Origin of the sequence: Mycobacterium sp. smrl_JER01, from assembly GCF_048513595.2 — a bacterium.
Taxonomy (GTDB): Bacteria; Actinomycetota; Actinomycetes; order Mycobacteriales; family Mycobacteriaceae; genus Mycobacterium.
Genome location: NZ_JBLXXK020000004.1, coordinates 71,212 through 85,494, shown reverse-complemented (window position 1 = coordinate 85,494; position 14,283 = coordinate 71,212). Strand labels below are relative to the sequence as shown.

Sequence of the window (14,283 nt, the reverse complement as noted above, 5' to 3'; positions counted from 1 at the left end):
ACAAGGAAAGCGTCATGACCCACGCAGACAACACCAGGCACTGCCCCTCAACAGGCACCACCCACCACGGCTACATCACCGATAAAGACAAATACCTCAAGCGGTTGAAGCGCATCGAAGGCCAAGCCCGCGGCATCAGCAGAATGATCGAAGAGGAGCGGTACTGCATCGACATCCTGACCCAAACAGACGCGCTCACCAAAGCCCTCCAAGGCGTCGCGCTGGCACTGCTTGACGACCATCTTCGCCACTGCGTCCGTGACGCCGCCGCCACCGGCGGACCGGCCGCTGACGCCAAACTCACAGAAGCCTCTGAAGCCATCGCCCGCTTGGTGCGTTCCTAACACCCACATCATCAATGCGCGTCGACTGAAACGCGAAGTCCCCTAAGGAAAGAACATGACAAACCGCGATGACCACGGCGTAGCAACATCCCACCCTGGCGGGCACGCCCAGCACCAATTCCCCAGCGCACACCCTGACACCCACCCACACGGCGAACACCACGGCCATGACAATCACACCGGCCACACTGGCCATAGCGGCCACGGCGGTGACCACGTGGCCCAATTCCGCAAGCTCTTCTGGATCAACCTGATCATCGCCATACCGGTCGTCGCGTTCTCAACCATGTTCGCGATGCTGCTCGGTTACGACGTCCCTGACTTCCCCGGCGCACGCTGGATCGCGCCCCTGCTCGGGACAGTGATGTACGTCGTCGGTGGCCGCCCCTTCCTCACCGGTGCGCTGAACGAGATCCGTTCCCGCAAACCAGGAATGATGCTCCTGATCGGACTGGCGATCACCGTCGCCTTTTTCGCGTCCTGGGGCGCGAGCTTGGGCCTGCTCCACCACGAGCTGGAATTCTGGTGGGAACTCGCCCTTCTCATCGTCATCATGCTGCTCGGCCACTGGGTAGAAATGCGCTCGCTGGCCCAGACCACCTCAGCGCTGGACTCACTGGCCGCACTACTTCCCGACGAAGCCGAGAAGATCGACGGCGACCGCACCGTCACCGTCTCGCCGGCCGACCTGCACGTCGGCGATGTCGTTGTAGTCCGACCCGGCGGCAGCATCCCTGCCGACGGCAAGATCGTCGACGGACGCGCCGACATGGACGAGTCCATGGTGACCGGCGAATCCCGGCCCGTTACCCGCGGCGTCGGGGATCCCGTCACAGCCGGCACCGTCGCCACCGATTCCGGGCTTCGGGTCCAGATCACCGCCACCGGCGACGACACCGCCCTAGCAGGCATCCAACGCCTGGTCACCGAAGCGCAGAATTCGTCCTCGCGTGCCCAGCGCCTTGCCGACAAGGCCGCCGGCTGGCTGTTCTGGTTCGCCCTGATCACCGCCGCGATCACCGCGGCGGCATGGACAATCGTCGGCAATCCCGATGCCTCGGTGGTACGAGCGATCACCGTGCTGGTCATCGCCTGCCCTCATGCGCTGGGCCTGGCGATACCACTGGTCGTGTCCATCGCCACCGAACGCGCCGCCAGAGGCGGCGTCTTGATCAAAGACCGGCTGGCCCTGGAAGGTATGCGCACTGTCGACGCCGTGCTGTTCGACAAGACCGGCACCCTGACGAAAGGCGAACCCACCGTCACCGCCGTCGAGGCGACCGGAGACGACGACGGCGACACCGTGCTCGCGCTCGCCGCCGCCGCCGAGACCGACAGTGAACACCCCCTGGCGCGGGCCATCGTGAAAGCCGCCGAGGATAGGGGATTAACGGTGCCGCGCGCCAGCGGCTTCTCGTCCTCTCCTGCCGTCGGTGTGACTGCGACGGTCGACGGGCACGAAATCCGAGTGGGCGGCCCCCGACTTCTCGAAGAAGCCGGCGCCCAGGAGGTCCCCGCGGCCACCGCGTGGCGCGGGGAAGGCGCCATCATTCTGCACGTCATCCGCGACGGAGAGGTGCTCGGCGGCCTGCGCTTGGCCGACGAGATCCGCCCCGAATCACGCGAAGCCGTCGATGCGCTTCACAAGCTTGGCGTGCAAGTCGTCATGATCACCGGCGACGCCGAAGCCGTCGCCAATAGTGTCGGCCACGAACTGGGCATCGACCGGGTGTTCGCGGGGGTGCGCCCCGAAGACAAGGCGTCGAAAGTTGCTGCCCTGCAACACGAGGGCAGAAAGGTTGCCATGGTCGGCGATGGAGTGAACGATGCCCCCGCCTTGGCGCAGGCCGACGTCGGCATCGCCATCGGTGCCGGCACTGACGTCGCCATCGCTTCCGCCGGTGTCATCCTGGCCAGTTCCGACCCCCGCTCGGTGCTGTCGGTCATCGAGCTGTCCCGCGCCAGCTACCGCAAGATGAAACAGAATCTCTGGTGGGGCGCCGGGTACAACCTCATCTCTGTGCCCCTGGCTGCTGGTGTGCTGGCACCCATCGGCATCGTGCTGCCCATGTCGGTCGGCGCCATCCTCATGTCACTGTCAACGATCGTCGTAGCGCTCAACGCGCAACTTCTGCGCCGCCTTGATTTGGCGCCCGAGGCGAGCACCCGTGCCGTTCTAAACCGTTAGGGGACGGCCCACCATGTGGAGCCTCCGGCGACCATGGGAAGTTCGAATCGCCGCTCCCCACCATGTGGAGCTTCGCACGAAGAAAGCGAATGCAGTCGCCGGTCGAATTCTCAATTATCCGTCGACCGCCGGTATCTTCAGATGCGCCGTAGACGGCGTGTAGCTGAGCGACAAGCCACCCAATCGGAGCCGGGGAAGCGGAGGAAGGAGCACCAGTGACCGACCTCGCCACTGTCGAAAATTCGATTCGACGACGGTCGTTCGGCACCCTGTCGACGCTCGATAGCAGCGGCAACCCCCACGCGACGGCCGTCACGTACGCAGCGGCCGGTGAAGGCACAAACCTGACGTTGTACATCACGACCCGGACTACGAACGTCAAGGTGGGAAACATCCGACGATGCCCACAGGTAGCCATCGTCATTCCCGTGCCGCACCGCTTTCTCCCCATGGTGCCGCCGGCAGCTGTCCAGTTTGCGGGGTCGGCCGAAATACTGAACCACGAAAACGCCGACGCGCGATGGGCATTCCATGCGAACTGGTTTCTCCGTCGCATTCTCGCCGCCGAGGAGCGCATCGTCTCTCAGAGTGCTGAGCTGTGCTTCATCGCGGTCCGGCCGAGGCGATGGTTATCCACCTACGGCATCGGAATGTCGGCCCTCGACATCGTGCGTCATCCGGGCGACGCCATCGGGCGGGCAGACCTGACAGGCGGAAACTAGCCGTCAGGCCGTGGATTGGCCACACATGCGTAGGTCAATGCACATGGTCGTGGTCTTGGTGGTCGTCTAGCGGCGTCGCCGCTGGAAGCGGCTCGCTGATGGGCACGGGCGTAGCCTGCTCAGGCGCGCCGCCAGAGTCAGCGCCAGGCGCAGGAGCTTCGACTGGGCGCACCGCAGGCGGGGGAGACGTCGGCTCCGGATCGTGATTGTGATGGTCGTCGACGTGTTCTGCACTGGTTGCGTGATCATCGGAGGCGGGCTCCCCAGCGGGCGCTGCAGGGGATGGTTCAGGATGGCTGTGATGGTCGTCAGTCTGCTCTGCACCAGATCCGTGGTGATGAGCCCCTGCTTCAGCGCCGGCTGGGGCGTGGTGTCCGTGCCGTAGACCAGAGGCAGCGCCCACTGTGGACGCCAACGTGACGATCCCAATCGCGCCCAGGAGCACCATGGCGCTGCCGACGGCGGGCACCGGTTCTCCTTGAAGGCCGCGGTGCCAGACCCAGCCAGCGCCCATGACGACATAGATCTGAAGCAGCAACGCGCATAGATCCGCGGCCTGGATCAGTTCGGCTTGACCGGCGTGGGGCCCGAGCGGCGCTCCCGCGGTTCTCGACACGGACCAAAGCGCAATAACGGCAAGGTTGACCATGATGCCAAGAGCTAGCACCGGGGTGGTGGTACGGGTGAGTACTAGCCGCGCCCACAACAGTTGGAATAGCGCGATGCCAGCGAAAAACAGGCCCGCTGGCATCCATTCCTGCCAGTGCGTGGGAACGACGGCGAAGTGGATGACAGAAGCGCCTAGTGAGGCGAGCGCGGCAAGCCGAGCCGCTAGCCGGCTGTCGGTCTTCTTCGCTGTCCTAGGCGCCACCGAACCAGGATGACAGCGCCACCCTCGACACTGGCTGCATGAGGCCACATCTCAATACGAACGAGATTCATTCGTCATCAACTACTGCCGTCCTACGTAGATGGCGCGATGCGATCCTTCGTCTGCGCGTCTCAACCACCGCCGTTCGGCGATAACCAACACCGGCTTCTCTTGAGACCTCGCCGATGCGGCAGTAGCGCACGTCGCTGTTCGCGTCCGGAAATGGCTCAGATTGTCGACGGGACTACGCGTGTCACCGTGTCCTGGGGCGGAGTCGTATTTGCAGTTGTTGACGAACGTCCTGGTGGATATCAGCACGAATGGTTGGGGCAACTTCAAGTGTCGCCGCCAGTGCGTAGCGAATTGGTGCCGCCAGGCGTCCTGCGTCGACGCGACAGTCGACGTTGATCTCCAGCGCATCGCTGGCAGTGAACACGACGGCCCGCTGACCTTCAAGAATCTCGTGTTGAACCGTACCGTTGCGGGACACGCGCGCTTCAGCTTCCAGGCGCTCGACTCCCAGTGGCTGACGCGGCGGCTCGAAAGATAAGCGGGCCATACGATGTCGGCGCGTCGCTGTGTTGACCGGGGAAAGCCAGGCCAGGGTTATCGTCAGCCGTCGCCAGTCGGTCGTCGCAGCCAGGCTGGTCGGCAGAGGCAGTGCAAATGTCTGGCGTTGGTCGGCTGTGATGGACCCGGCGCCGAGGAGGAGAACTCTGTTGGTCGCGGCTGTGACGATCCGTTCGGCGTCGATGGCGCCGTAGCCAAGTAGCTGAGAGATGTCACGACGGTTGAGATCGGCGCCGCCGTCTATGGTGCGGGTCAGCCCCTCGCGCATGGCGCCCCAGGATGCGGCGTGAACAAGCAAAGCCTTGGCAAGCACAGGATGGTATTCGGCGGTGGCGAACGGTGGTTCGCCGTCGGCGGACTGTAGGGCTTCAAGCACATCGAAGATGTGGTCGGCGGTGCGCGTCGCGAGGGCGGTGGCGTTGCTGGTTCCGTGCAGATAGGCCGTTCCGTTGAGCGCGCCGCCGTGTCCGGGTGCGGCGACGCGCATACCGGGGCCGGTGATCGTTGTTTCCGCCGGATACAAGGTCGTGGTTCCTTCGGCCGAAGTCGGACGCTGGTGCAGACTTCGACCGCCGGGCAGCAGTATTTCCGGTTTTACCGAGTTGCGGTGGCCGAAACCCACGGGACTGTAGAGCGCGGGCATTCCCGCGTCGGCGGTGTCGAGCACCGTGTCGCTGGTTGGGGTGGTCGCGGCGTCTGCATGCAGGGCTCCCACGGAGATGACGTTCACTGCCTCAGCGGGGGAGAGGAGTCGTCGACGGCGCGCCTGCGCGTACATGGCGGTGCCCACCGCGCGCCGTAGTGCGGATACATCGAGCAGCGCTGCTGCGGGGATGTCGGCGTCAATGGGATGGTTGCCCGCGCTGACCAGGATGAGCACGTTGTACGTGTGGGCGAGCCAGTCCAACAATTTCGCTAGGGGGCTGATGCGGCGCACGAACATCTGGATGGGGTCGCCGATGGACAAGTTGACGATTCTCACGCTGGGAGCCGCAGGATCGTGTTGGCCGTGTCGCTCGAACAGGCGTCGAAAGGCTTCGTGGATGAGGTCGACTAATAGCCGTTCCCTCAGCACGGTTTCGCCTTGGCCACTGAATGGGTGTGGCTGCATGATCGGCCGCACGTACACGCGGCGCTGTGTTGGTCTGCCGGGAGCGTTGAGGTCGCCGTGGCAAATCAGCGACGCCATGGCGGTGCCGTGCTGCATCTGTGATGCGGTATAGGACGCAGCGATCTGGTCAGGATCGTCGATGATCAGTCGTTCGGAGAGGGCGATGTGACCGGCCATCGGCAGGCCATCGAGCAGGGCGATCCGTGGACGTCGGTCGGTGGGCTTCACCGAAAACACTTCGGGTTCAACAGGTTCGTCGGAGGGCGCTGCTGACGGAATGGTCATCGGCCGTGCCGGGGACACATACATGATGGTGTCGGTAGTCAACAGTGCGATCGCGTCGGGCCCGCGATCAAGGACCGCTTCGACCTGACTGTAGGGGATATCAGCGAGAATGGCGTGATAGCCGATGCCGGTGAGTGTCGATTGAGTGATGACTTGGCCGCCGGCTGCGGTGATGAGTTCCCGTACAGTCGTTTCGGCAACCGCCCGGCGGGCGGCATCGCGGCGGAACCACAGCTCGACTTCGACGCGGGCCGTGGTGGCTGACTGTCCCACGACGGCGACGTCTTCGCGCCAGCGCTCCAGCAGACCGGTCTCGCGGACCCGATCTTGGGGTCCCCAGCGCCTCACCTCGCGCAACAGCGAAAAGACCTCGCGTAAGGGCGCTAACCCGAAAGGCATTGCTGCATCGCGGTTCTCCTGCCATCGCGCGAAGAGGGTGAGGAGCTCAACGACGGCCTGGCTGTTCGACATCACAACATAGAGACTGTCGGTCACGGCATCGTCGCTCGGTTCGCCATCGCGTACGGCGTGGAAGTCGTCGTCGGCGGCGAACTCGTCGCCATCAACTTCGAGGAGGAACTCTAGGCCGGGCACACGGGCTGCGGCTCGCGCGAACTCGGCTACGGGCGCGGCGAGGTCGAAGACCACCACAAGCTCGGGATCGGCTTCACTGGTGTCGCCGTCCACGTCGACGCGCCCAGCCTGCAGAGCCTCTTGGAGAGCGGCGAACTGTGGTGCTAGCCGCTGCCCTTGCCGGGCCGGTTCCGGCCCGGCGATGCGAGTTCCAGGAAAGCGGGGCGCGCCGGTAGGTATAGGCCCGGTCACCGGGGCGCCGAACGACAGCGGTGGACGCGGAGAGGTCACATCTCCCTCATGGCGTTGCGCTGCTTGAGCCGTTCGCGCACCACATCCTCGACACGGCCATCGGGTAGCGACAACACATAGCGCCGCATGACATCCAGCGCGAACTCCTCAATGTCGGCGTAGCTGGCGCCCGCAAGCTTGTCGGCGAGGGTGCGCGGCGCCATACCGAGGTTCCCGCCGAGCCGCATACGCAGCTGCTCGAGAAAAGCCGTGGCCTGTATGCGCGACGGGGGAGGCAGTGTTAAACGCACCTGAAAGCGGCGCCACGCCGCGCGGTCGAGCAGTTCGCCATGGTTGGTCGCGCAGACGGCGACGACGTGGGAGGGCAAGCGATCGATCTGTAGGAGCAACGTCGAAACGACGCGCTTGATTTCGCCGGTTTCGTGCGCGTCGGAGCGCTCCTTTGCGATGGTGTCGAACTCGTCGAAAAAGAGCACGCAGCGCCGAGTCCTTGCGAACTCGAAAACGTGATCGATTCGACTCGTTGTCTCTCCGAGAAAGCTAGATACAACTCCCTCGTAACGCACGGCGTAGAACGGCACCATCAACTCCGCTGCCAACGCTTCAGCAAGCGAGGTTTTACCGTTACCAGGCGGACCTTCCAAAAGGATGCGGTTACGCGGTTCCAGGCCGTGGCTGCGGAGAAGCTCGCTACGGTGATGCTCCTCGATGATCTCGGTCACCGCCGCCGTGACGGCAGGCGCCAGATGCACCTCTGACAATCGCCGCTTAGGCACAATTTCGGTGACCAGATCAGCGACCTGGCGGGCGGTGTCATCACGGGCGAGCAGGCTGCGAGCACCGGCAGTGGTGATCAATTCGGACAGACGATCAGCCACAAGATGGTGCTGATTGTTGCGCTCCTCGGCGATGATCGCCTCCACCAGCATGCGAAAGCGGGCGACGTCGCCACGCTGCTGCGCCTCGACCAGATCAATCACCAGGTCAGACCTCGCCATGGCCCCCTCCTTGCACAATGCCGCTCGCTCGATCATTGCAGATGCGCGCACCACCGCGGGTTCAGCGCCGCACAATGTGGTGCCCTCTAGCAGCGCCAAGAGCCTCCAGATAGCTGTCCGAGGATTCCTTGCCCGCTCAGCCACCGGCCCCGCGCTGGCTGGCCCACAAGCTGCCCGGAGGTGTCACTGGAGGCGCAGTGGTGTGCCGCTAGCGATCGTCGGCGCCCGGTTGCCTAGCTGACTGGTGTGGACGCGACACCCGTTCCAATCGGCGGGATGATCATCGAGTCCTAGAGTGCGGCGACTGGTGCGGGGTCGCTCCGGCGTCGAAGGCGGCCACGTCCAGGGAAGGCCGGTTACTGTCAGCCCAACCGGAAACAAGTCCTTGACCGTAGGTATCGACGTGGCAGTGCGAGGCGAGCGAATCCTGGCAGCAGCGCTGGCAGCAGCGGGAAGGCGGCGATTCCGGAACCGGATCGCCGGGCAAGCCGCCCGCTACTGGTCGGCGCCCACAGGATCGGCCTGGGAAGCGAACTCACACTGGCGCAACGGAATCGGTGATCAAGCCTGGCTGGAGGTCGGTGACGACCACTGGAAGATCTATGAAACCTTCGCCCGAGCCCTTAATTCGCCCAGCCCGAACACGGTGATGGAGTGGGGCGCCGGCGGCGGGGCCAACGCCGTGGCTTTCGCCCCCCATGCGCAGCGGTTCATCGCCGCCGACATCTCCCAAGAAAACCTCGACGAATGCGTCCGACAAGTCCGCGCGACGTGCACGACACCCGTCGAGACACGGCGCATCGACCTCGCCTGCCCCGAACAAGCTGGGCCCGCTTCCTGACTGACATCGAGCGATTTTGGTTCTGGTGGTGGTCGGTGGTGTGGGTGGTGGGTGATACTGCCGTTCATGTCCTTGCAGGGCTTGGTCGATGCGACCGCAGACGCGCTCGGTGGTGCGCGCGAGTTGTACGGCCCGGCTGCGTCGGCGTCGGGGTTGCCCTCGACGAGTGGGTTGCAGAACCTCAAGACTGATCTGCGGGTGTCGGTGGATACGGTGCCGGCGACCTGGAGTGGTCGTGGGGGAGAGGGCTACAAGCTGACTGGCGGCGGTGGTGTGGCCGCTTTGGACAACGTGATCGGTGCCGATCGGGGGGTGGGCCCGCAGGTGGTGGCGGCGTCGAACGAGTCCCGTGATGGCCGCGCCGGGATGAATGGCGTGGTGAGCGATACCCGGTCGGGGGTCAATGCGATCGCCCCGAGCACTGATACCCCGGCGGGCAAGCAGGTCCTGGTCAATCATCTCGAAGGCCAGCTCGACCGCGCCAAGGCCCTGCTCACCAAATCCGAACAGCGAAACGTCGCGTTGGCGAACATGATTCGTTCTGCTGGTGGTGGTTACGGTGGCCGGCCGATGGGCGGCGGCATGTCGATGGGCGGCGGCATGGGAATGCCCATGGGTGGCGGCGGCGGATCGCCGATGAGCGGCTTCGGCGGCGGCGGTCTTGGCGGCCTCGGCGGCCTGTTCACCCCGATCGCCAAGGCGGGACTGGCGAGCAGATCGTCGTCCGGTCGATCCAGCTCGTCCGGTGTGCCGGGTATGCCGGGGCTCGACCGGCCAGGTCTGGCGAACGAGTCGCGCCTGCAGAAGTACACCCGCCGTCTCAGCCGCGCAATCAGTGCCGCCTTCCCCGAAATCACAGACATCGGTGGGTTCCGGCAAGACTCGCTCAAGTGGCATCCGTCCGGGCTGGCCATCGACGTCATGATCCCGCAGTGGGACACCCCCGCCGGCAAGGCGCTCGGTGATCGGGTGGTGCAGTTCGTTCAAGCCAACGCGCAAGAACTCGGGCTCGATCACGCGATCTGGCGCCAAAGTCAGCACAACGCGGACGGCAGCTCGTCGGGAATGTCGGATCGCGGAGACCCCAACCAGAATCACTTCAACCACGTCCACATCGCCAGCATCGGCGGCGGCTACAGCGGATACTGACCCGTCCTAGGTCGCGTTATTCGAGTGTCTCCGCAGCCTTTTGGATGGACTCGCGGCTCTCGTGCACCTCGCGCATCACGGCAATCGCGTCGTCAAAGGATTCGGCGTCGGGCAGGCTGGCCGCGATCAGACTTTCCATCTTGCGCATGTTCGCGTCGAGCGCGTTGAGCGCCGCCGCGCGTGCACCGGGATCATTGAGCTCGCTGGTCAGTACCTCCAGACAGACCGCGGTGATGGCCACGACGGCCGAGGCGATGGAGAGCGCCTGACCGTACTGGGTGGCGTTGCGCATCCCGCCGGCCGAGGCCAGGCGCTGTTGGAGAACTTCCGTGGGGTCGACGCCGGTATCGGGGTCGCGCGGAGGCACCTTCGGCGGATCTTCGCCGTCGCGGATGGCCTGGAACGTGCCGCGCGGCCATTGCAGTGCGTCCTCCAGTTTGGGCACGGTGCTCACTCGAGGCGGGCCAGCCCCGCGTTCGAGCCTGGTTGCCGTGCCGAGCGACACCCCGGCGATCTCGGCCAACGCACGCTGGGATAACCCCAGCTCAGCGCGGCGACGCGCAACGCAGTCCCGCAGTCGCGCGAGCGAAGGGTCAAGAGCATCGCCGCTGGCAGGCGTGGTTTCGCCCGCTTCCTCGTCGATGTCGCTGCCCACACTGAAAGTGAACCACATGCAGGCGGAACAGACACGTATCTGACTACGTGCCGGGTCCGCAGGTTTGACCCGTGTCCGCCCACCTGAGTGCGCCACAAATGACCAACTAAGGCGCAATGTGTCCGCCCCGAGCGGCGGGTTGCGAAGAATTTTTTGGGGCCGGTGCAGAGCTACATCGCTGCCCACCTTCGCCTGGGGATACTCCTCACAAGAGCAGTTAGAGCGCCTTTTTTCCGAGGTGTTCCTGGCTGGCGCTGGGCTGCGCGATCGTCCATATGTCGGCGTCCGCCCGTGGACAGTTGAAGATTTGTGCTGCACAGATGCCGATCGGTGGGGTTATGATCACCTCATGCTCAATAAGGGCACAACTAACACACAATTACAGACCAGTTTGCGAGGTGGTGTCATGACACATCTAGTGGCCAATCCGGTCAAGATGGAGATCAACGGGCTTTGCAACTACTCCGACCCCGAGGACTGGTTCGACTACCGCAAGACCAAGCAGTGCAAGCGGATCTGCGGCAACTGCCCACTGCGCCAGGCCTGCGCCCGTAGCGCCCTGGCCCGGGGAGCCACCGATGGTGTGTGGGCAGGGGTGGATCTGCCTGGAGCGCACGCCTCGGTCGAGGAGCACCTCGTTGCGCGCCGGCAGCTGGCGATGGTGGTTTCTGCGATGGATCATCAGCCCGAGGCGCACCGTCTACGGTGTCTGGCGATCCGCGAAGCGATGCACAACGCCACGTTCCCGGGCACCGGGGCGTTTGTCGCGGAGTCGGCCAGTGCCTAGTACGGGCGCGAGGACCTGCGCCAACAGAATCCTGCGGGACTACCTTGTCGCCGCCCTGCGCTGTTCGACGCACCCGCTGACCACAACGCAGCTACGCCAGGGCGCGCCGGCCGTCGCCGTACAGGGCAGCACGCGCCCGCTGCCGCCCACCCAGGAAGCCATCTACCGGCTGCTACGCATCCTCCACAGCGAAGGTGCCGTCGTCGCAACCGAGGTCGGCGCATGTCGGCGCGCCTGGTTCGCGACAGTCGACCCCGACGCGGACCGCGAGATAGCCAGTCTCGATGCCCTATTCACTGCGCCCAGCGCCGCCGCTGCGCACCGACCTTCGACATTCGATCCATGCCGGCGACGCCACTGACCGCGGACGTGCTCGCCGCACTAGAGCGCATCGGCTGCCCGGTCAGCACTACCGACTTATGAGGTGGCTCAACCGCGACCGCGCGACTCCGCTCGTCGTCGACCAGGTGTACCGCGCGCTGGAGGCGCTGCGCTCGCGCGGTGCGGTGCAGCGCATGAGGTCGGCAAGCAACAAGCGGATCCGCTACTGGGACATCGCGACCAGCAGTCCCTGCCGGTGCGGGCGTCAAGCAACACCCATCACGACCGCCGCTGAGCACCGGCGGCAAAGCCCAAGGAGGACAACCCGATGAGCAGCAGCTTCGCCCGGCAGAGCACGCCGACTCAACGACGGACGGCCCCTCAGCGCGGCGCCCACATCACAGCGGTGCCCCATTACGGCCGCCGAGAGCAGCAGTGGCACAGCAACTACAAAGCCCTCCTCGCCTTCGTCGCCGAGGCCGGCCACGCGCAGCCAATCGAACGCATCACCCGGGAAGGATGCAGCATCGGGACATGGGTTGACACCCAGCGCGCCCGCTACCGATCGGGCCGACTGCCACTGCACCAGCAAAACCTGCTCGAAGCCGTCCCCGGCTGGATATGGACCCCTGATCGGTCCGCGGAGTATCAACGCATCTGGGACCAAGCTTTTTCCGCGCTGCAACAGTTCGTCGACACCCATGGCCATGCGCAACCGCAGTACAAGTCCACTGGGGGAAGAATCAGGCTTGGCGTCTGGGTCAGCAAGCAGCGCGAGTTTCACCGCGAAGGAGTCCTCGCCCCGGAGAGGGCCCGCCGACTTGAGGCGCTGCCGGGCTGGGAATGGGAGCCAGAACAGGCGAGAGCCGCCCGTTCCTGGGAACGGGCCTTCGAGCTGCTATGCGCCTACGCCAGCGCCCACGGTGAGGCCCGGCCGCCGTGTGACCACATGACCGACAATGGTTTCAGCCTGGGCGGGTGGGTCGGCCGACAACGGGATGACTACCGAGCAGGGCTTCTGTCTGCGGAGAAAACTCAACGCCTGGGAACGCTGCCGGGTTGGGTGTGGGACGGCAGAGAACTAGTTGCCCAGGGCCGGAAAGCATTGTGGGACCGGAACTTCGGTGATCTTGTCGCCTATGCCGCCGAACACGGGCACGCGAGCCCTGGTCCCGATGACGCGGCATACCGCTGGGTGGTTATTCAGCGCAGACGTTATGCCAGCGGACGACTTGCCGCCGACCAAGTGACGCGCTTGGAGACCCTGCCCGGGTGGCGCTGGCGCCTGCGCAGCGTGAGGCGAAGCTGGGATGACTACTACGCGGAATTCCGTCGCTACGTCACCGATAGCGGTCACGCGAGGCCGCCGGTCAGATTCCGCACCGCTGACGGGTTGGCGTTGGGCCAGTGGACAGTCGACCAGCGCCTCGCCTATCGCCGTGGGCAGCTCACCGCGGATCAGGTTCGCCGGCTCGAACAGGTCCCGGAGTGGTCATGGAAGACCCTGACGCCGCCGAGGCCGACATGCTGACAAAAAACCCAGTGCCTCGCGCTCTGGTCGTCGAGAACGCCAGCAACGGTGCTTTCACCCCCGGCATCGTGCGGGTACGTGTACGCCCTTGGAGTCGGCGTATTTCGTCGTGCAGCTGCGGGTGGCGCGGCCGGCGACGGGTGATGCGATCGCGAAGCGTTCTGGACGCACTACTGCACGCGGCCTCGCGTGGATGTCATCCGGCGGTGCCGCTCGTCGACGTTGACATTGGTCGGCGGCCATGACGCCGAGGGTGCCAATGGGCATCAGTGATCGGCGGTTACGGGCGTTCTTCGCCACTCGGGGCTACCCAGACCCCGCCACTGTCAGCCAGGAGAGGACAATATGGGCCGCAACAGAGCGCCGGACCCGAACCAGCCGGATCTGTTCAGCATCCTCGACGAGGCAGGCGGTGACGGTGATCGATCCGGAGATTCTCAAGGCGGTGCAGACCGTCTACTCGACAGATCTGAGCCTGCCCGAGGAATGGACGCAGGAGCGCCGCAACCAGTTCCTGACCGCCGAAGCGGACAAAATCAGCTCGATGGCAGCCAGTATGGCCGAGGAGCTGTGGGAGAAGGCGCTCGCGGCCTGGAGTCGTCAGCGCCACGGCCAGACCCCGAATCACGCGACCAAGGTGGCACTGCTGCAGGCGGCCCGGGCGCAGGCAGCTCAGACGGTGCTGAACAACGAGCTGTACGACCTGATCGAGACCGACGAGACCACCCCGGAGTGGGAGAGCCCCGACCCGATCTCAGACCCGGCGCAGCTCAGCTGGGAGCAGCGCTGGACGAACCCGGCTCATCAGAGCGAGCCGACCGAGGCCCTCGAAGCGTTGATCGACCGTCTGTGGCCGGCCCCGGACTTTTCGGGACCGTTCCGGATCAAGGCGGGCTACCTGACATCGGCCCGGGCCGAGGACGGCTTGGCGCTACCCGCCCGCCCCGAGGACCCGTTGACCGCCGAGTTGGCGCAGATGATCTACCGCGACCTGCGCGCGGACGGACTGCCCGAGCGATAGGCCCCCAGGTCTCGCTCTTCGACGACCTTGCCGACGATGTTTCCGACGACCTGGCCGATGATCT

The 14,283-nt window shown here is 65.1% G+C and carries 13 protein-coding genes; 9 read left to right on the top strand and 4 right to left on the bottom strand.

Features of this window, described 5'->3' with window-relative positions:
• Positions 1–14 precede the first annotated feature (14 nt).
• The 3 genes from ACNUDN_RS30915 to ACNUDN_RS30905 all read left to right on the top strand — a co-directional run bounded on the left by ACNUDN_RS30915 (position 15) and on the right by ACNUDN_RS30905 (position 3,254).
• Positions 15–344, top strand: a complete 330-nt coding sequence (locus ACNUDN_RS30915) for a metal-sensitive transcriptional regulator (RefSeq protein ID WP_011856766.1) — start codon at positions 15–17, stop codon at positions 342–344.
• A gap of 55 nt (positions 345–399) precedes the next feature.
• Positions 400–2,532 carry a heavy metal translocating P-type ATPase gene (locus tag ACNUDN_RS30910; protein WP_419125604.1) on the top strand — a complete coding sequence of 711 codons (2,133 nt, stop codon included), beginning with the start codon at positions 400–402 and terminating at the stop codon, positions 2,530–2,532.
• Positions 2,533–2,747: 215 nt separating this feature from the next.
• Positions 2,748–3,254, top strand: coding sequence for a pyridoxamine 5'-phosphate oxidase family protein (locus tag ACNUDN_RS30905; RefSeq protein WP_419125603.1), 507 nt, complete (start codon positions 2,748–2,750; stop codon positions 3,252–3,254).
• Between the two features lie 34 nt (positions 3,255–3,288).
• On the opposite strand, the gene ACNUDN_RS30900 is transcribed toward ACNUDN_RS30905, so the two are convergent.
• The 3 genes from ACNUDN_RS30900 to ACNUDN_RS30890 all read right to left on the bottom strand — a co-directional run bounded on the left by ACNUDN_RS30900 (position 3,289) and on the right by ACNUDN_RS30890 (position 7,914).
• Positions 3,289–4,173, bottom strand: a complete 885-nt coding sequence (locus tag ACNUDN_RS30900) for a hypothetical protein (protein ID WP_419125602.1) — start codon at positions 4,171–4,173, stop codon at positions 3,289–3,291.
• A 205-nt stretch (positions 4,174–4,378) separates the two neighbouring features.
• Entirely contained in the window at positions 4,379–6,778 is a 2,400-nt protein-coding gene (locus ACNUDN_RS30895) for a S8 family peptidase (protein WP_238382154.1), read from the bottom strand.
• A gap of 173 nt (positions 6,779–6,951) precedes the next feature.
• The gene (locus tag ACNUDN_RS30890) at positions 6,952–7,914 is read right to left on the bottom strand and encodes an AAA family ATPase (RefSeq protein WP_011856761.1); all 963 of its coding nucleotides are present in this window, start codon (positions 7,912–7,914) and stop codon (positions 6,952–6,954) included.
• Positions 7,915–8,317: 403 nt separating this feature from the next.
• Here ACNUDN_RS30890 and ACNUDN_RS30885 point away from each other — a divergent pair, with 403 nt between their 5' ends.
• The gene (locus ACNUDN_RS30885; RefSeq protein ID WP_238382155.1) at positions 8,318–8,755 is read left to right on the top strand and encodes a hypothetical protein; all 438 of its coding nucleotides are present in this window, start codon (positions 8,318–8,320) and stop codon (positions 8,753–8,755) included.
• A 66-nt stretch (positions 8,756–8,821) separates the two neighbouring features.
• Positions 8,822–9,904, top strand: a complete 1,083-nt coding sequence (locus ACNUDN_RS30880; RefSeq protein ID WP_094295105.1) for a VldE C-terminal domain-containing protein — start codon at positions 8,822–8,824, stop codon at positions 9,902–9,904.
• A 16-nt stretch (positions 9,905–9,920) separates the two neighbouring features.
• Here ACNUDN_RS30880 and ACNUDN_RS30875 read toward each other — a convergent pair whose 3' ends face one another.
• Positions 9,921–10,559 (bottom strand): helix-turn-helix domain-containing protein, encoded by a 639-nt coding sequence (locus ACNUDN_RS30875; RefSeq protein WP_238382156.1) that lies wholly within the window; start codon positions 10,557–10,559, stop codon positions 9,921–9,923.
• 406 nt (positions 10,560–10,965) lie between these two features.
• On the opposite strand from ACNUDN_RS30875, the gene ACNUDN_RS30870 reads away from it, so the two are divergent.
• The 4 genes from ACNUDN_RS30870 (at position 10,966) to ACNUDN_RS30855 (ending at position 14,219) form a co-directional block, all read left to right on the top strand.
• Positions 10,966–11,346, top strand: a complete 381-nt coding sequence (locus ACNUDN_RS30870; RefSeq protein WP_094295085.1) for a WhiB family transcriptional regulator — start codon at positions 10,966–10,968, stop codon at positions 11,344–11,346.
• On the top strand, positions 11,339–11,707 hold the full coding sequence (locus ACNUDN_RS30865) for a hypothetical protein (RefSeq protein WP_094295086.1): 369 nt from the start codon (positions 11,339–11,341) through the stop codon (positions 11,705–11,707). The genes ACNUDN_RS30870 and ACNUDN_RS30865 overlap by 8 nt, the downstream gene beginning before the upstream one ends.
• Before the next feature lie 288 nt (positions 11,708–11,995).
• Positions 11,996–13,198, top strand: coding sequence for a helicase associated domain-containing protein (locus ACNUDN_RS30860; protein WP_419125601.1), 1,203 nt, complete (start codon positions 11,996–11,998; stop codon positions 13,196–13,198).
• Positions 13,199–13,610: 412 nt separating this feature from the next.
• Complete coding sequence (locus ACNUDN_RS30855) at positions 13,611–14,219, top strand: hypothetical protein (RefSeq protein ID WP_238382157.1); 609 nt, start codon at positions 13,611–13,613, stop codon at positions 14,217–14,219.
• The last annotated feature ends 64 nt before the right edge of the window (positions 14,220–14,283 follow it).